The organism is uncultured Rossellomorea sp. (assembly GCF_947488365.1).
Taxonomy (GTDB): domain Bacteria; phylum Bacillota; class Bacilli; order Bacillales; family Bacillaceae_B; genus Rossellomorea.
The window spans coordinates 25501-44810 of record NZ_CANKZT010000013.1 but is presented as its reverse complement, the minus strand read 5'-3'; the positions used below and the strand labels follow the sequence as shown (position 1 = coordinate 44810).

At 42.6% G+C, this 19310-nt stretch carries 13 protein-coding genes and 2 riboswitches; of the genes, 2 read left to right on the top strand and 11 right to left on the bottom strand.

Annotated elements, in window-relative coordinates:
* Positions 1-486: 486 nt before the first annotated feature.
* The 11 genes from ptsG to Q1B03_RS21690 form a co-directional block, all read right to left on the bottom strand.
* Positions 487-2562 carry a glucose-specific PTS transporter subunit IIBC gene (gene ptsG, locus Q1B03_RS21740; RefSeq protein ID WP_299746899.1) on the bottom strand — a complete coding sequence of 692 codons (2076 nt, stop codon included), beginning with the start codon at positions 2560-2562 and terminating at the stop codon, positions 487-489.
* 181 nt (positions 2563-2743) lie between these two features.
* Entirely contained in the window at positions 2744-3586 is an 843-nt protein-coding gene (locus tag Q1B03_RS21735; protein ID WP_299746892.1) for a glucose PTS transporter transcription antiterminator GlcT, read from the bottom strand.
* A gap of 636 nt (positions 3587-4222) precedes the next feature.
* Positions 4223-5557 (bottom strand): NCS2 family permease, encoded by a 1335-nt coding sequence (locus tag Q1B03_RS21730; protein ID WP_044340671.1) that lies wholly within the window; start codon positions 5555-5557, stop codon positions 4223-4225.
* Positions 5558-5690: 133 nt separating this feature from the next.
* Positions 5691-5792, bottom strand: a riboswitch (purine riboswitch).
* Between the two features lie 197 nt (positions 5793-5989).
* A complete protein-coding gene (guaA, locus tag Q1B03_RS21725; protein ID WP_299746882.1) occupies positions 5990-7543 on the bottom strand; it encodes a glutamine-hydrolyzing GMP synthase in 1554 nt (517 codons plus the stop codon).
* A gap of 158 nt (positions 7544-7701) precedes the next feature.
* Positions 7702-7803, bottom strand: a riboswitch (purine riboswitch).
* Between the two features lie 40 nt (positions 7804-7843).
* Positions 7844-10057 (bottom strand): transglutaminaseTgpA domain-containing protein, encoded by a 2214-nt coding sequence (locus Q1B03_RS21720; protein ID WP_299746880.1) that lies wholly within the window; start codon positions 10055-10057, stop codon positions 7844-7846.
* Positions 10054-11271 (bottom strand): DUF58 domain-containing protein, encoded by a 1218-nt coding sequence (locus Q1B03_RS21715; RefSeq protein WP_299746878.1) that lies wholly within the window; start codon positions 11269-11271, stop codon positions 10054-10056. Before Q1B03_RS21715 ends, Q1B03_RS21720 begins: the two co-directional genes overlap by 4 nt.
* Position 11272: 1 nt before the next feature.
* Complete coding sequence (locus tag Q1B03_RS21710) at positions 11273-12229, bottom strand: MoxR family ATPase (RefSeq protein ID WP_299746876.1); 957 nt, start codon at positions 12227-12229, stop codon at positions 11273-11275.
* 193 nt (positions 12230-12422) lie between these two features.
* The gene (nadE, locus tag Q1B03_RS21705) at positions 12423-13250 is read right to left on the bottom strand and encodes an ammonia-dependent NAD(+) synthetase (protein WP_299746874.1); all 828 of its coding nucleotides are present in this window, start codon (positions 13248-13250) and stop codon (positions 12423-12425) included.
* 730 nt (positions 13251-13980) lie between these two features.
* Positions 13981-15450 (bottom strand): nicotinate phosphoribosyltransferase, encoded by a 1470-nt coding sequence (locus tag Q1B03_RS21700; RefSeq protein WP_299746871.1) that lies wholly within the window; start codon positions 15448-15450, stop codon positions 13981-13983.
* 331 nt (positions 15451-15781) lie between these two features.
* The gene (locus tag Q1B03_RS21695) at positions 15782-16978 is read right to left on the bottom strand and encodes a DHHA1 domain-containing protein (protein WP_299746868.1); all 1197 of its coding nucleotides are present in this window, start codon (positions 16976-16978) and stop codon (positions 15782-15784) included.
* A 64-nt stretch (positions 16979-17042) separates the two neighbouring features.
* Complete coding sequence (locus Q1B03_RS21690) at positions 17043-17198, bottom strand: hypothetical protein (protein ID WP_299746865.1); 156 nt, start codon at positions 17196-17198, stop codon at positions 17043-17045.
* 201 nt (positions 17199-17399) lie between these two features.
* Between Q1B03_RS21690 and Q1B03_RS21685 the strand changes: the two genes are divergently transcribed.
* Positions 17400-18518, top strand: a complete 1119-nt coding sequence (locus tag Q1B03_RS21685) for a glycoside hydrolase domain-containing protein (protein WP_299746863.1) — start codon at positions 17400-17402, stop codon at positions 18516-18518.
* Between the two features lie 503 nt (positions 18519-19021).
* Positions 19022-19198, top strand: coding sequence for a hypothetical protein (locus Q1B03_RS21680; protein ID WP_299746860.1), 177 nt, complete (start codon positions 19022-19024; stop codon positions 19196-19198).
* Positions 19199-19310 lie beyond the last annotated feature (112 nt).

Sequence of the window (19310 nt, the reverse complement as noted above, 5' to 3'; positions counted from 1 at the left end):
TTTAAAAATAAATCTAGAATTAACGTTGACGTATTGTCTTGTTTTGTTCAGTTTTCAAGGTTCAATGTGTAAGTGCTTCTGTTTGAAGCGACTTGACCATCATATCAAGAATGCAGTATGTTTGTCAACAACTTTTTTCACGATGTTTTAAATTCCTGTTTTGAAGTTGTTATGTACTCGCTGCTCTCTTGCGACGGTTTTTAAAGTATATCAATCTATCAGACATACGTCAATACTTTTGAGAGACTTTTTTTCGAGAAACTTCCTTTAGTCTTTCTATTATTTATTTTTCATTACGACCACACCCCCCACAACACAGGCTGGAAACTGACATTCTTGGCTTTGAAGCAGAGACTCTCTGCTATTTTCCTTCTATATATTAAGCAGCTATACTTCACCCACTCCCTCTAGTAAAAGTTCAAATACTAACAAAAAAACCATTTCCACCCTCATAGTAAGAGGATGGAAATGGTTTTTGATTATTCATTAATCGATCTTGATGATGTTTTCGTCGTTACGGTTTACCTTACCTGACTTCTCGATCGTTACTTGCTGACCTTCTTTAAGGTTCGTGAATACAATCGGTGTCATGATTGAAGGCGCGTTTTCTTTGATGTAGTCAAGATCTACTTCTAGTAATGGTTGACCTGCTTCTACTTGGTCTCCTTCTTTTACTAGCGCTTCAAATCCTTTACCTTCTAATTTAACCGTATCGATTCCTACGTGGATCAGAACTTCACGGCCTGCTTTGGACTCTAGTCCGATGGCATGCTTCGTCGGGAATACGTTCACGACTTTACCCGTGATAGGAGAAACGATTGTTCCTTCTGTCGGTACGATCGCGAAACCATCACCCATCATTTTCCCTGAGAATACTTGGTCAGGAACTTCCGTGATGTCTTTGATTTCTCCTGTAATTGGTGCTACGAACTTTTCGTTCTTTTGTTCTTCTGTTGTTTGAAGTGCTTCTGGGTTCACTTCTTCAATTTGTTGCTCAACTTCTTCATTTGCGCTTGTTTCTACTCTGCGTGGAGCTTTTCCACGGATGATGTCTTGCATTTGCGATTTGATTGTGTCGGATTTAGGTCCGAAGATTGCTTGAATATTATCTCCAACTTCAAGTACACCTGAAGCACCTAATTTTTTCAGGCGATTCTTATCAACATTTTTCACATCATTTACAGAAACACGGAGACGAGTGATACATGCGTCTAAGTGAGCGATGTTTTCTTGTCCACCCATTGCTTCCAGGATGTTGTAAGGAAGGTCTCCAGCTGAACTCGCCGGTGATCCATCGTCATCTTCGTCCACATCTTCACGACCAGGAGTCATGAGATTGAACTTACGGATAGCGAAACGGAATCCGAAGTAGTAAATGACAGCAAATACTGCCCCTACCGGAATAACGATCCATGCGTTTGTTTGTGGGTTGATCAATCCGAATAGGATGTAGTCAATTAATCCACCTGAGAATGTCATACCGATTTTAACATCTAATAGATGCATGGTTAAGAAAGATAAACCTGCAAAGATTGTATGGATACCAAATAGTACCGGTGCTACGAATAAGAATGAGAATTCGATTGGTTCTGTGATACCTGTTAAGAAAGATGTTAAAGCTGCAGATCCCATGATACCTGCTACAACTGCTTTTCTTTCAGGTTTTGCTTCATGGTAGATCGCTAATGCCGCTGCCGGAAGACCAAACATCATGAATGGGAATTTACCAGTCATGAAGGTACCTGCAGTCAGATCCTGAACACCATCTTGAATCTGCTTCATGAAGATCGCCTGATCTCCACGGACGATATTCCCTGCTTCTGAAGTATACGAACCGAATTCGAACCAGAAGGGTGAATAGAAAATATGGTGAAGTCCAAATGGTATAAGAGCACGTTCGATTACACCGAATATGAATGCAGCAAATGCTCTGTTTTCACCAAGCATAAAGTTAGAGAATGCATTAAGGCCATTTTGAATCGGAGGCCAGATTAATAACATTAATAGTCCTAGTACAACAGCAGACGCTGCCGTTGCGATTGGAACAAATCGTTTACCCGCGAAGAATCCCAGATATGAAGGGAGTTCGATTTGGAAGAAACGATTGTACATTGCCGCCGCGAGTATCCCGACGATAATACCACCGAATACCCCGGTTTGAAGGGTAGGAATCCCCAGGACAAGTGCGTATGCAGGATCTACACCATCACCTGTTACATCTCCGATTCCCAGTCCTTCAACTGTTCCCATTGTTACGTTCATAATCAAGAAACCAACGATAGCCGCTAAACCAGCGACCCCTTCCCCACCAGCTAAACCGATGGCTACACCCACTGCGAATAACAGGGCTAAGTTTCCGAAGATAATTCCACCTGCTTGTTCCATGACACTTGCGACCATTTCAACGCCGCCGTTTGAAAGGAATGGAGCAATTTCTAATAATGTCGGATTTTGCAATGCATTACCGAATGCAAGCAATAGTCCCGCTGCTGGCAAGATCGCTACAGGCAGCATAAGAGCTTTACCGACTTTTTGTAAAACGCCAAAAGCCTTTTTAAACATGAAGTTTCCTCCTTTTATTTCGTTCTTTTTTTCAACTAATTAGATGATGATTGCAAACAAAAAAGGCATGAGAAAAGAGGATAATGAACGTATAAGGATAGACTTCCCCAAAATATACGTTTCAATCATCTTCTTCACTCATGCCTGATCGTATCAGTAACACGTAAGAAAGATAAGTGCTTTATTTAACTTTACTCTGAATACGCTGCAAATGCATGGTTAAGTAAACAGCCTCTGCATCGTAGACGGGTTTTTGTAATGTTTGCTGCATCATCTTGATCAGCTTCCAAGATAAATTATAGCAGAGAGGGTATTCCTCTTTCAACAGTTTTGCGATTTTTTCTGGTTCTTCCACTCTTTCTTCCCGGAGTACACGTTCTATTGTATATCGAATATGGCGTACAAGCCTCATATAATCGACGCTTTCCTTGTTAATTTTCACATCCAGCTGCTGTTCGATCATCCCGGTCAGGCGTCCAATCAACTGGGAGTGTTGATTCACTTCAGACAGATCCTTGTTCATCATGGCACTATGGATATGGAGGGCAATAAACCCTACTTCCCCTTCCGGCAAATGAACATCTGTCATTTCATTGATCATACTTACCACTTCTCTGGCTATTTCGTATTCGAATGGATAGAGTGTCCTCGTTTCTACCAGAAACGGATTACGGATTTCCATCCCTCTCATCAATCGGTTAATCGCAAACAGGATATGGTCGGTCAGGGCGATGTGAATATGCTCATTAAGAAAAGAGTTGGTTCTTTTTCTGATTAACTCGATGGCAGAAATAATGACGTTTGACATATCATCATTTAAGAAAGGAAGGAGGTTTTTGTATTGCTCCTGCTCTTTCTCTCCTTTTAACACAAACATCTTTTCTGCAATATCATTCTGGATGGGGTCCCCTTTTTTGCGGTTGAACCCTATTCCTTTTCCGATCAGCACGACTTCACCGTAGTTCTCGTGATCTGCAATCAATACATTGTTATTTAACGCTTTTTTCACATTTAAAGTAGACATCGTCATTCTCCCCATAATTTCGACCATTTTCGACACTATCCGATTTCATGATTTTAACGAAAACCCTCACTTTTTTCAATTCATACTTACTCTATACGTATATCTTCTCTAAATCTCCCTCCGACTCCTCTATTTATGTTTCACACTTTTCCTTTATTAAATAAGAAGGCTCTTTTCGTAAAGTTTTTGCTATTGTAGAAGAGAAAGTACTAGTTGTTTTCCGCTCCAATCAACTTTCTGAGCATGAATCCTTAATCGAAAACAATTATAAGAAGCTTTCTAGCAAACAATCTCATTTAAGTTAAAGAGAGATTGTTTGTCTTAAGGAAGAAGAATTATTTTTACTAGTTATTTTGTTTTATGGTACACCTTGAAGCTCTGTCACATAGATTCTGTTAAAGATGGTGAGGGGAACTGCGCAGACTCCTGCGGAAGTACGGGCGTGCCGAGACCCCGGAAGCGTAGCTGAGGAGGCTCGGCCGAACGTCCGCGGAAAGCGGAGCAGTTCCCCTCACCATCTAGCACACGCTAATTGACAGAGCCTTGCAGAACTTATGTTAAAAGCAACAAGCTTTGAGAAAAGAGCGAATAAGAAAAAGCTGATCTGCGAGAGACCAGCTTAAAGAATTTTTTATTTTAAACTAAGAATATAAAATACATAACGAAGATAACAAACAAGAAATACATGATCGGATGGATTTCCTTTACGCGACCCTTCATGATCATCGTAATAGGGTAGAAGATAAATCCGATGGCGATACCTGTCGCGATGCTGTACGTTAATGGCATGGCCACAATCGTTAAGAATGCCGGCACAGCTACCTCAAACTTCTTCCAATCAATTTCACCCAGTGACGAAACCATCAACACCCCTACAATGATAAGTGCTGGAGCTGTCACTGCCGATGTAATGACGGCAAGGAGCGGGAAGAAGAAAATAGAGAGTAAGAATAGTACCGCTGTTACCACTGAAGCAAATCCTGTTCTCGCTCCTGCTGCTACCCCGGCAGAAGATTCGATATAAGACGTTGTCGTTGAAGTACCCAGGATCGCTCCCACTACTGTTGCACAAGAATCGGCAAATAAAGCTTTACCAGCGCGTGGTAATTTATTTTCCTTCATTAATCCTGCCTGATTGGCTACCGCTACAAGGGTGCCCGCCGTATCAAAGAAATCAACGAATAAGAATGTTAGAATTACAACAAGCATTTGTATGGTGAAAATACTGCCTGCATCATTGAATAAAGGATCTAGTGCTGCTCCAAACGTAGGAGCAAGACTTGGTGCGGCGTCTACTACTTTTTCCGGCGTGTCGATTAACCCAACGATCATTCCGACGATTGCCGTAACAACCATCCCGATGAATATACCGCCTTTAACGCCTCTTGTCATAAGAATAACGGTAATGATAATTCCAAAGATCGCAAGAAGAGTCGAACCATTCGTTAAATCGCCAAGACCCACTAATACTGCATCGTTATTCACAATAATTCCTGCATTTTGAAACCCGATAAAGGTAATGAAAAGTCCGATACCCGCTCCCACGGCATATTTCAATTCTGCCGGGATTGAGTTAATAATTTTTTCCCTGATACCTGATAATGTGAGTACGATAAAAATCAAACCTGAAATCAATACTCCTGTTAAAGCTGATTGCCATGGTACACCCATCGTTAACACCACCGTGTATGCGAAGAATGCGTTCAATCCCATACCTGGAGCTAAAGCAATGGGATATTTCGCAATCAAGCCCATGATCAACGAGCCGATGGCAGCAGCCAATGCCGTAGCGACAAATACTGCTCCATAATCCATTCTCATGCTATCCGGCAGATCCGGTACAGACTGAAGGGTTAACGTAAGTGGATTAACAATTAAAATATAAGCCATTGAAAGGAACGTTGTTAATCCCCCGATGATTTCCCTTCTGTAAGTGGTTCCCAACTGATCGAACTGAAAGAAATTTTTCATTCTTGCACTCCTCCTATAGAGTCGTCGTAGAATCTGACATTTCAATAAAAAAAGCCTCGAACTACCAGAGTTCAAGGCTTTGACTGTTAAGATCATGATGAATAGGTAAATGGAGATAAAAAATGTTCCCCGGTCCTATTCTCAATCACCTCGTAGTCAAGCCATTTACGGTAGCTTGGTAGAAACGCTCGGGCCCTATTCCCGAAATTATACGACGTAATACTTTTATAATGTTTTGTTATAATTACAGTACTATTGTACCAACCAGATCCATGACCGTCAACACAAATACGAACATTATATATATTTTTTATTTGAATGTTCGTTTTATACACAAAATGACAGGCACCTTCCGATTTCTGTCGAATCTTAAATGTTACCCATAGAAGATTCGACACTTTACGGATGGTGCCTGTCATTACGTTTTCATTTCTATTCCCACTCAATCGTTGCAGGTGGCTTACTCGTCACATCATACACGACGCGGTTGATATGATCGACCTCGTTTACGATACGCGTCGAGATTTTCTCCAGTACATCCCAAGGGATACGAGCCCAATCTGAGGTCATACCATCAATGGATGTTACAGCACGGATTCCAATCGTGTAGTCATATGTTCTGGCATCTCCCATTACTCCGACGCTTCTGATGTCAGGGAGCACAGTGAAGTATTGCCAGATGTCTCGATCAAGTCCCGCTTTCTTGATTTCATCACGGAGGATGTAATCAGACTCACGAACGATTTCAAGCTTCTGCTCAGAAATTTCACCAAGTACACGAATGCCAAGACCAGGACCAGGGAATGGTTGACGCCATACGATTTCATCTGGAATACCCAGTTCAGATCCCAATGCGCGCACTTCATCTTTGAATAACGTGTTCAATGGCTCAATAAGTGTGAACTGCATGTCTTCAGGCAGCCCACCAACATTGTGGTGAGATTTGATTGTCTGGGCAGTGGCTGTTCCACTTTCAATGATGTCTGTATATAAGGTACCTTGAGCAAGATACTCGATACCCTTTAACTTAGTTGCTTCATCATCAAACACGTAAATAAATTCATTCCCGATGATTTTACGTTTTTGCTCAGGGTCGGAAATACCTTTAAGTTTATTTAAGAAACGATCTTGAGCATCTACTTTAATCACATTCATGTTAAAGCCATCAGCGAATGTCTTCATTACGCTGTCCGCTTCACCTTTACGAAGAAGACCGTGGTCGACGAAGATACATGTTAATTGATCGCCGATCGCTTTATGGATTAAAACGGCAACAACAGAAGAATCCACTCCTCCGCTTAATGCGCAAAGGACTTTTTTATCTCCAACTGTTTGACGGATCTTCTCCATTTCAATTTCGATGAAATTCTCCATGGACCAGTCGCCTGCACAGCCGCACACTTCGAATACGAAGTTTTTCAGCATTTCATTTCCGTGCACTGAGTGACGAACCTCAGGATGGAACTGAACAGCATACAAGCCTTTTTCTTCGTTACTCATGGAAGCAATCGGACAAGAAGGGTTTGTTGCATTCACATCAAAGCCTTCAGGAGCTTCTACAACAAGATCTCCATGACTCATCCATACGACTTGCTCCTCGGGAAGGTTAGAAAATAGCTTGGACTGCTTTTCAATATTGATAGCCGCTTTCCCGTATTCACGGTGCTTCGCGCGTTCTACCTTACCGCCAAAGTGCATCGTCATTAGCTGCATTCCATAGCAAATACCAAGAATCGGGATGTCCAAATCAAAGATGCGCTCATCACAACGGAACGCGTCTTCACCATAGACACTGTTCGGACCGCCGGAGAAAATGATACCTGTCGGGTTCATTTCCTTAATCTCTTCCAGGGTAACTGTATGCGGGTGGAGCTCACTGTAAACACCAAATTCACGAATTCTTCGTGTGATTAATTGATTGTATTGACTTCCAAAGTCTAAAACGACGATCATTTCTTGATTGTGCAATTCTTCTTTACCAAGCATTCAGTTCACCTCATTAGTTTTTTCTTGGGCAAGGATGGGCTAAAGTCTTCATCCACCCTTATAGTACCTGATGTTGTTAGCATTCCTAAAAAAATAAAAAAAACCAGACTCCGCCTTAAAAAAGGCAGAATTCTAGTTTTTTTGCATACACGTATGTCAAATTAGAACACTGCCTTCATAGTCCAGTCATTTAAGGTGACCGGGTAGATACTTTCGAACCGTATTATCGAGGATATACGAAGGATGCTAACGAACGCTATTATGAATTTGACATCATTTTATACCTTGTTTTCAAAAGGGTCAACCAGTTGTCCTTTTAATTAAATTTTCCCATAATTCTCTCATCTTCGGCCAATCTTCTTCCGCTTGCCTCTGACCATATAAAATACGTTCATAATTATTGGTCAGGCTCGTCATTTCATGGGTACCGAAGAATGAGTCGATATATCTCGAATAGCCTCTTAATGTTTGTCCGTCATCCATTTTCAGTCCGTATCTTTCAAGCTGTTTGATTAAAGAAAGATAGGCTTCGGAAAATGCGCTATCCGATGATTTTCTGCGATAATAGAAAATCAGGACATACGGCATCCAGCGTCTTCTTACAACGTACAATGCGATTGCTATGATAAGCAGGAGTATGAATCCCATGACAAGCTTGCCCCAGTTTTCCACAAAGAATGTTTGCATGTCATCCCAAAGCTTCGACAGAGAAAAACCGCTTCCAGCCGCTCGAGAATCATCCTCTTCAGGTTGAATCGGCTGTTTCGGTGTTTCCTCTTTCTCCGGAACAGGGACTTCGCCGTTATCCGCCTCAGGTACATCCAGGTCATACTGATATGATACGTTATTACTGAATCCAACAGTAGGCTCAAACGGAACCCAACCTACCTCAGGGAAGAATACCTCCACCCAGGAGTGAGCATTATTATTGGACACTTCATACAGCTTATACGTCGTATCCACTTGTCTACTGTATTCCCCTTCTGTATATCCCTTTGCCCATCTTGCCGGAATGCCAAGAGCCCGGACTAACACAACCATGGAAGTAGAGAAGTTATCACAGTATCCTCTCTGGGTTTCAAATAAGAACTGATCAACGTAATCCTGTCCTTCCTCAGGAACCGGAACGTCAAATTGGTCATACACATAAGCTTCTTTCGAAAAATAATTCTCGATCGCCCTGACTTTGTCGTACCAATTATCTTCTCCCGATGTAATCTCAAAAGCCAAGTCCTTCACACGCTGGGGAGTCGTTTCCGGAAGTTGTGTATAGCGGTCCACAAATTCAGGATTCTGCATGATTTCCTGACCTTCATTAGCTGCTTTCATCTTCTTTTGAGAATAAGAAGGTGAACGGTAGGAAAGTTCATAATCCTCTAATTTAATGGTTTCGTCTTCCCCTTCATAACTTGTAACCTTTTCGTTAACGGGATCAAAGGAGAAATAACCTTCTTCATTTCCGATTATTCTTTCTATCCCATAAGGATAGACAACATGAGAATAGGTTCGTTCCACCATTACCCTCTCTGTTTCCAATTTCCGTTCTCCATCCGGTTCGTTGGTTGTAAAGGGAACCATTTCCTCTGATTCAAAAGTGGTGGCAGCCTGCTGGCCATCAGGAATGGATTGCTCCCAGCCCTTGCCTGTATATAAATCCTTCGTTTCAATTCTCCAGTAGTGTTCTCTCGTGACTTCAGCATTAAAAATGACAGTAGGATCACCGACAAAGGGACCCCCAAGCTCTGAATCATCTTCATCATAACCTATTTTGTTCACTCCGCTGCCCCCGGCTCCCTCAGCAAAGGATTGAATATATGGAACGGGGTCCGGCCAGATGGGATCCGCTTTAGGAGCTGCAAAAGCGACAATCGAGCTCAACCCAAGCATAACGGTAAGGGGCACAATCCAGCGGTGACGGCTCATCTTGGCTCCAAGCAGATTCTCCTTCTGAACCAGTCGTTCAAGTGCCAACAGTCCCATTAAGAGAAAGCCGAAAATGACCACTCGGATAATCGCTTTATCCCCTTCATATATGGTGAAGGTATCAATAAGGCAAACATATGTTACAGTCATCACATAAAAGAGAAGAATCGTTTTTCGTACAGCTAACCAGTAATAAATCAAGTACGTCATCAGCCATAGCAAAATAAAGAATAATAAGCTCCTGTACTCAAATGAAAGGCTTGGCCACTCGCGCCCAAGCGTCAATCCGATATTCAGCCACAAATCATTCCCAAACTCTTTCAGCCACGTAAGAGAAAAGAAAGATCCTGTATGATAGTACAACCCATGAAGGCTAAACAAAATAAAAAGGATTTTAACCGGTGCCGTTATGAAATAATGAATTCTTAAATACGACAGGACGAGGGATAGAGCAATAAATACGATGAAGTACGTCAAACTCCCTGTATCCGTCACAACCTGAAGGGGCTTCAACCACTCCCATAGAAGCAGGAATCCAAACAGATAAATCATAACCGTAAAAACCCGGTGTTTCGGTGTTTCAATACTCATGCCCGTTTCACCTCCATAAAGGCTGAAGAGAAGTCCCCTTCAAAGCATACCTTCATTCGAATACCACGGGAGGAAGCATAGGCTTTCAATGATTTCTCCTCAGCCGTATAAACGTCCCCTTTTCGCTTCACTAAAAAGATGACAACCGAACTATTCCGCTTCGCATATTCATTCGCACTCATAATCATCTTCTTCGAAACAGATGAAGTTACAAACAGCACTGCGGCAGATTGAGAGTAATTCAAGCCCTCTCCTTGAAGGATTTTTCCTAAAGCGTAAGGGCTGTCCTGCCTGACTTTCGCTAAATGATAATAAAGCTGGCTTTGGTGTTCTTCCCCACCGCGAATCGGAAATGAGACATGATCTTCCCCGATTGAGACAAGGCCGACTTGAGCCCCTTTTTTCAAAATGGAGCGAATCATAGAAGCCGTGAACGTCACCATTTCTTCAAAAGCAGACGACGCCTCCCGGTCCAATACAATCAGAACATCATGGGATTGACGCTCCTCAAACTCTTTCGTCATCAGTTCATTTGTTCTGGCAAAGGTTTTCCAATGAATCCATGAGAAGCGGTCCCCTGGTTGATAGTCACGTATACCCGTTGCCATGGTGGTGTCTTTTTGAATCTTCACATTTGAAGTGGTCATCCCTTGATCATAGCGATTTTCTAAAGGACGGTAAGGTACATCCACAAACGACGGATAGACCAAGAGCTTATTGGTACACTCCACCGTTGCTTCCTTTTCAAATACGCCAAAGAAATCACCTGTACGGAGCCGTGCAGCGGAGAAAATATGCTCTCCACGAGGCAGCTTTTCTATGTAATACGTAAGCTTGATTCGTTTCCTGAATCCAGGGTGAATCATCGCTTTCGCCTTTTGAAAACCGGAATGATGAAACACGGAATCCGTTACCACATCCTCTAACACCATGTAAAATAAGGGAAAGGGTATTTTTCGGGAAAGGGTGATCGTAACCTTCAACTCATCCCCGGCTTTGTACTCATTCGATTCGAACCCCCTCTCTACATAAAACTCCGAAAGAGGATATAAGAATACGAGAACAGCATAGAGAGCAAACGGTAGAAAGCTATAAAACAAAAACCAGCTGACAAATCCACCCTGGAACATCGCATACGAAAACGAGATCCCTACCAGGATGAGCAGCAGTATGAACTTCCCAAGTGGTTTAATAAATTGAAATTTCGTCTTCATCCTATCTCACAAGCCTTTGTACGGGAACCGGGATACGCGCCATCACTCTCTCCACTACTTCTTCCGGAGTGATGCCTTCATATCTCGCTTCTGACTTCATAATGATTCGGTGAGAGAAAACAAACGGAGCCAAGTATTGAACATCGTCTGGGACCACATAATCCCTCCCTCTTAAAAATGCATAAGCCTGACATGCCTTCATTAACGCAATCGAACCACGTGGACTCGCTCCTAAATAAACATTGGCGTGAATCCGAGTTCGATTCGCGATTTCGACAATGTATTTCTTGATGGTGTCATCGACCAATACATCCTTCACTTCTCCTTGAATATACCTCAATTCCTCAAGGGTCATCACAGGCTCCAACTCATCGATCGGCGGGTTTTTCTGGGCACGATGCAGAACCTCCATCTCTTCTTCCGGTTCAGGATATCCCATTTTCATCTTTAATAAGAAGCGGTCAAGCTGCGCCTCAGGCAGAGGATACGTCCCCTCATACTCGATCGGATTTTGGGTCGCCATAACGAAGAAAGGTTTATCAAGCTTTCTGGTCATCCCATCTATCGTTACACTGCTTTCTTCCATCCCTTCGAGTAATGCGGATTGTGTCTTGGGTGACGTCCGATTAATTTCATCCGCCAAGATGATGTTCCCCATGATCGGCCCCGGCCTGAACGTGAATTCCATTTCCTTCGGGTTATAAATCGAGACACCAATAACATCGGAAGGCAATAAATCCGGTGTAAACTGAATTCGCTTAAAGCTCGCCCCCACCGACTTAGCGAGTGCCCGGACCATCATCGTTTTCCCGACACCCGGAACGTCCTCAAGCAGTACATGGCCACCAGCTAACAGTGACACCACGCTCAACTCCGCTACCTTCCTCTTTCCGATCATGACCTTTTCTATATTATCAATGATACTTTGCAACTTCGGATTCACCATTTCGTATGACATCTTACCCCTCCTGAAATCATCTTTAACTATTATTACTTTCGTTTTAAAAGTCGAAATTCCTCTAAAAAATGGCACATTCATACAGAATTTTTAGGAAATTGGTAGGATATAAGGTGTTGTAGATAACGGTCACCTTGAAAATCATAAAAAAAGAGCCAATCCTCAACAATGTGAGAATCGGCTTTTTCACTGATTATTTCCAAAAATCATCAAACACCGTAACAGGCAGATGACGTTTATGCTGCGTTTTCAAATAATGACCTTCAATGGCTTTCTTCGCTTCAAGAGGTACTTCTTTACCTTCTAAGTAATCATCCAGCTGATCGTATGTGACGCCAAGTGCCTCTTCATCCGGAAGTTGCGGACGGTCTTCCTCAAGGTCTGCCGTTGGTTTCTTGTTGTACAAGTGTTCCGGACAACCCAGCTCCATTAAGAGCATCTTCCCTTGTCGTTTATTAAGTCGGAAAAGTGGAACCAGGTCTGCCGCTCCATCACCATACTTCGTATAGAAGCCGGTAACCGCTTCAGCAGAATGATCGGTACCCAGGACAACACCATCCTTCATGGCAGCAATGGCGAATTGAACCTTCATCCGCTCCCGAGCTTTTTCGTTGCCTTTTACAAAGTCGGAAAGATGAATCCCATTTTTACTTAATGTTTCAACACTGGCATCAACCGCCGGCTGGATATTAACCGTCAAAGAAACGGATGGACTGATGAACTCGACCGCATCAATGGCGTCCTCGGCATCTCCCTGCTCACCGTATGGAAGTCTCACTGCGTAAAAGGCATAATCCGATGACCCTGATTCCTCGTTCATCTCGTTAATCGCCATCTGTGCAAGTTTTCCTAATAAAGTAGAATCCTGGCCACCTGAAATGCCAAGGACCAGGCTTTTCAAAAATGAATGCTTTTTCAAATACGATTTCATAAAATCAACACTGCGACGTATTTCTTTTTGCGGATCGATTTCCGGGGTTACCATCATTTCTTCTACAATTTGCTTTTGAAGAGAATCCATGTTTTCACACTCCATTTAGGTTTTATCATTATTTTGATTGCCACTTTTCGCAAAGTTTGTGGTTATCTTAAGGAAGAATGTAGTAGTTGATTTCCGCTCCAGGATGCTCGCTTTCCGCGGGGCTGGCGGTGAGCCTCCTCTGCTGCGCCTCCGGGGTCTCACCTGTCCAGCTACGGGGCTTAGGGGCTCGAGGTCATAAGCCAAGTCTGCCAAAAAGGCAAAGAGCGCCTTTCCGGCAGACTCGTCTTATGCTTGTCGCCCCTGGGCAAAGCCCCTCCGCTTTTAGTACTGTCCAGCTATTCCCGCAGGAGTCGATCATCCTGCAGCGAGAATCAACTTTCTGAGCATAAATCCTAATTAGAAAGAGAGAAAAACAAGAATTTTTAGCAAACAACCTCATATAAGGTGAGGAAAGATTATTCTCTTTTTAAAGAAGAAGCATTCTATTTTTAGTTACATTGTTTTTCTCAGACACCTTAAGCTCTGCCACAAAAAATCTTTTAAAGATGGTGTGGGTAACTGCGTAGACTCTTGCGGAAGTTCGGGCGTGCCGAGACCCCGTTCGGCTAAGCTGAGTAGGCTCGCCCGAACGTCCCCTGAAAGCGGAGCAGTTCACCTTACCATCCAGCACATACCGATTGGCAGAGCTCAAGCAGACCCTTATGTTAAAAGCAACAATCTTTACGAAAGCCTTTTGATCTGATTATTTTCCCCATCTTTTTTATCGGGTTTACATCGTTTTGTTGAATTTCTCTTTTACCTCTTCCTTAACCTTTTGAATCAGATTCATTTTGTTTGTCCAGCATTCTTCACTTAAATCCACGGGATATCCCTCTGGGTTCATGGAACGTTTATACTCGTCCCACAACAGGTCGAGGTTTTCATTCACAAAGGATCTCATTGATTCAAGTGACGGAGATTCATAAACCAGGTCCCCATCTTTAAAAATATCCTCGTGAAGCTCTCTCGCTTCGAAATTGGTGATGAATTTACTGATATAGGTGTGCACAGGATGAAACATTTTCAGTCGGCTTTCATTTTGAGGATTTTCATGCTCCAGGGCAATATATTCCCCTTCTGATTTATGATTAACCGTATTGATGATACGATAAACCTTTTTGAGTCCAGGAGTTGAAACCTTCTCGGCATTACTCGATATTTTAATGGTATCTTCCATTTCCCCCGACTCGTTTTCAATGGAAGCGAGTTTATATACAGCACCTAAAGCTGGTTGATCATAGGCGGTGATCAGCTTCGTCCCCACACCCCACACATCAATCCGGGCCCCTTGGGCTTTTAAATTCAGTATCGTATATTCATCCAGGTCATTTGACGCAATGATCTTTGTTTCGGTAAAACCTGCTTCATCAAGCATTTTACGGGCTTTCTTGGATAAGTAAGCCATATCACCGCTGTCCAGACGAATACCCTTGAAATGAATCCGGTCGCCAAGCTCTTTTGCTACTCTGATGGCCGTAGGTACACCGGATTTCAATGTATCGTAAGTATCCACTAAAAACACACAGTCCTTATGGCTCTCAGCGTATTTATGGAAGGCCTGATAGTCATCCTGATATGCCTGAACCATTGAATGGGCATGGGTTCCTGATACCGGTATCCCAAATAACTTACCCGCCCGAACATTACTTGTCGCATCAAAGCCGCCAATATAAGCCGCACGCGTCCCCCAAATGGCAGCATCCAGTTCATGGGCCCGTCTCGTCCCAAACTCCATCACGACTTCATCCTGGACCACTTGCTTGATCCGGTTCGCCTTCGTCGCAATCAGGGTTTGATAGTTCACGATATTTAAGATCGCTGTCTCCAGTATCTGAGCCTGGGCCAAAGGAGCCTCGACACGGATAAGAGGAACATTCCCGAACGCGATCTCCCCTTCCTGCATCGAACGGATCGTCCCCGTAAATCGAAGGTCCGCTAAGTACTGAAGGAACTCCTCTTCATAACCCAATTCCCTTAAATACTCAATATCACTTTCAGAGAAATGAAACTTTTTCACATATTCAATGATCCGTTCAAGCCCGGCAAACACCGCATATCCATTCCCAAAAGGCAGCTTTCGAAAGAACACTTCAAAAACAGCCTTTCGATTATGGAAATCATCATCCCAATACGCCTTCGTCATATTAATCTGATACAAATCTGTATGTAAAGCTAAACTATCATCCGCATAGTTCGTCATGTATTTCTCTCCTTTAAGCTGTAGCCATTTGTCGAACAGTGTGTGTCTTTTCTATTTTAACCAATTTTGGGTGGGATATCGAATGTTTAGGGTTGGCGCGGGAAGGAGATCTCCATTCTTTTTAAGGGATCTTAAACAGTTTCCGCATTAAACAAACGTTTGATTAACCACATATGAAGCATTGGGGCAAGGACTGATATGGCGTCGCTGTCAGTTCTATCAGAAAACAAAGCCATAAAATTTCATCCTAAACAAACGTTTGTTTAAATTGCATTCAATAACAAAAAAGATTATATCCACCCGGCCATACAGGGTGGATATTTAGCCTTTTCTATATTTGTTGTACCAGTGTTTCAAGAAGCTCTTCCTTACTCATAAGAGCCTCTCCCCCACCTTGCACAAACGACTCCTTTCCTCCGCCTTTCCCGTTAATCATAGGAAAGACTTTTTGACCAAGCTCCCTTAAGTTAACACTTGGAGTAGACCCCTTCGCCGCTACGAGCTGAAGTTTTGAATCATTTTGCACAACCAATAACACAAGCATATCTTCTCTCTTAGAGACGAGGTGTTGAGCGATTTTCTGTAGCTCTTGGATGGGACGCTCTGCGTACGCTTTCTTAATCAATGTATGTCCTTCTTGCAGAATTCCTTCGCCAAGTAAACTCTCCGCTTCATACGTCAAAAGAACTTCCTTCAGTCCCTCCAGTGCCTTTTCCTGGTCTTTTTGTTTTGCCATTAACCGATCGACGACCGGTCTCATATTTTCTTCAGGAGCCTGCAATACCCCCGTCAATTCTCTTAAGAGACCATGTTTTCGGTGCAACTGCTCAAGCACCCGATTCCCACACACAAATTGCAATCGAATATGCCCTTTATGCTTTTCCCAATCGAGTATCTTAATCGCTCCTACTTCACTGGTAGAACGGGGATGGGTACCTCCGCATCCGTTGTAATCAAAATCCGGGATGATCACTAATCGGATATCGTCAGTGACGGTCGGCTGCTTTCTTAATGGATAGTGGGACAATTCCGCTTCTGTTATCCATCTTGTTTCAATCAGTCTGCTCTCTTGAATGACAAGGTTCGCTAATGCCTCTGCTTCCAGAGCCTCCGATTCAGTTATATCCATGACGTCCAAATCGATGGTTAAAATCTCCTTCCCTAAGTGAAAACTGATCGTCTCATATTGGAAGGCTTCCACAAAAGCGGCAGATAAAATATGCTGCCCTGCGTGCTGTTGCATATGATCAAAGCGTCTGTCCCAATCGATCTGTCCTTCTATCTCCCCTGAGATATCCTCAAATGGTTCTTCTATGTAATGACGGATTTCTCCGTTCACTTCTTCCACATTGATGACCCGGTGGTGATTTAACGTTCCAGTATCATGGGGCTGACCTCCGCCTGTCGGGTAGAATGACGTTTCTTCGAGCACGACGTACCAGCCTCCGTGTTCATCCTGTCGCTGATCTTGAATCGATGTTTGAAATGTTTTAGTATAAGCATCTTGATAGTACTGCTTCATTGTCATCGTTAAAACCTCTTTCTCAACTGTTCTCACACTACTTTATCACATAGGCGGTGGAGAGAACCATTCAGTCCTTCATGTCCTTCTTCTCTATCGAAATCGGTACCGTCCCTACCTGTTCCCAGGGAATTTCCCATCTCCGTTCAAATTCCGCTTTTGCCCGTCCGTCTCCGGCAATGATTCTTTCAACTAATTCCCTTAGTACCATCGTAGTATAATTCATCTCATCACCCTCTTTTTCATTTTCAATGAATGGTGGAGGAAGCTTTGTATATTATTGATCTTTTATACTACTTTTTACCTATTCCATTCACTCCTTAAACATCCATAAGGCCTACAAACTCTCTACTGGCCCACACCAATCATCTCTTTCTTCATATTATGGAGTGAAAATGACTCTTAATCTGAAAGAATAGGTGAGAATATGAGGGTTACACCAGGATATACCATTCTATTTGCTGTTCTCATTATGGCGATCTCAGGCTTTATTTCCTTTTATAACATTGGTAAAAACAACTCCATGGACAATAAAGCCACTATAATCATCACCAATACGGTTGAAAATAACATCTACGGCAGTGTTGGAAAAGTGGATACCGTCATCTCTAATCAGGTGTCGAACGGGACTGCCAATTTGGAAAACAATATAATGAACAATGGCAACGGAGATGGGAACGGAGAAATCAGTAGTTCTATCGAAAATGATGTTAATAAAACCTCCGGGGACCTAAAAAACAATATTACAAACTCCGTTGAAGGAGATGGAAATTACAGGTTTTCAAATTCCACCCAAAACGAGCTCGGTGACGAAGCTGATATCAATGTACGTAATACGGTAGAAAATAAGGCAAGCGGGACTGATGGAGATCCACCGTCACCGTCCCCCGAAGTTATGTGGGGTATCGATTCCGCCAGTGAAACAACGGAGAGCTTTTATGCCTGTGTAAGAGAAAACTTTGGGGACCCGACCGTTTTTGGACGCTATCTTGAGACAAGGGAGAACATCTCCAGAGGGCTTACACCCCAGCAGGTTTCTTTGATCCATTCAAAAGGAGACTATATCCTCCCTATCTTTAACAATTTTAACGATGCCACTGGCTATGAAAATGGAGTTAATGAAGCAAGAGAAGCGATTGGGTATGCCCAGGATCTCGGGATTCCCTCTGGTGTCGCCCTATTTGCCGATATTGAACCAACCTATCCGGTAGATGCGGAATTTATCAGAGGATGGTTTGAAACGATTTCTGCGTCCTCTTATGAATCAGGGATCTATGGAATCTTCGATCCGCAAAGAGCTTTATATCAATCCTATAACGCAGCCGTTCAGAGTAATAACGCCATACTGGAAGAGAATTACATCTGGACCGCTTCACCAAATGTCGGAATCACAACTCAGGCCGAGGCACCAGAATTCAATCCAGAAGCACCGGAAGGCTCCCTGGCTCTTGCTTGGCAATATGGAATCGACGCAGACACGTGTAACATTGATACAAACCTTTTCGATGGTGAACTGTTAAAGGTATTATGGAAGCCTGGCTCATAACTAAAAAGACTACCACCTATTTTTCAGGAGGTAGTCTTTTGTTTGGTCAAGCTATAATCGACGGATTGGAATGATTCGTGATGGTAAATGCTTTCACAAGTAAATCTAGATCTGAATCACTAGATTTATCAGGTCTCCCCAGGCATTCTTTCCTTTTCCAAATATGATAAGCCACTGTCCCCCAATAAACGAAATGTCAGCAAAATATTTGTAAACCACTCTTACTTACCTTGTATACAAACCCTTGTGCATTAATGATTAAAATGGCGGATACCTCAGTATTTTCTTCAGGGATGCACTACTGCTTCAGTAGTGTATTTGCAAAAGTAAGACAGGCATTGATCGATTAAATATATCTATAGGTTTCAATCTAGTTAAAAATTTGGACAGCCCCTTTTTTATATCCATGTTATGTTCGCTTATATCATTTTTCTTTTAATACATATGATTACTATATAAGAGGCCTCTTATAAAAACGAAATAAAAGAAGGAGGGAAATTCAAATGGATGTTTCTGTTCAACAAACGGATACTCTTGGTACTCTACTTTGTCTACTTGGAAGATTCTTAGTGTATCTTCTTTTAATTGTTGTAGCTCTACTTGCAGACCTATTAATCAACACAGCCACTGGAGATATGATTAGAGAGCTCGCTGATAGTATTGCTAGTGAAGGCTGTTAATTGTGAAAAGCCTGTATAGCAATAAACCTAGAAGATTAGTTATTCATCTTCTAGGTTTTTTAATCTAAACAAGAGTGCTTCTTTTAATATCTTATGTCCGTTTACTAAAACA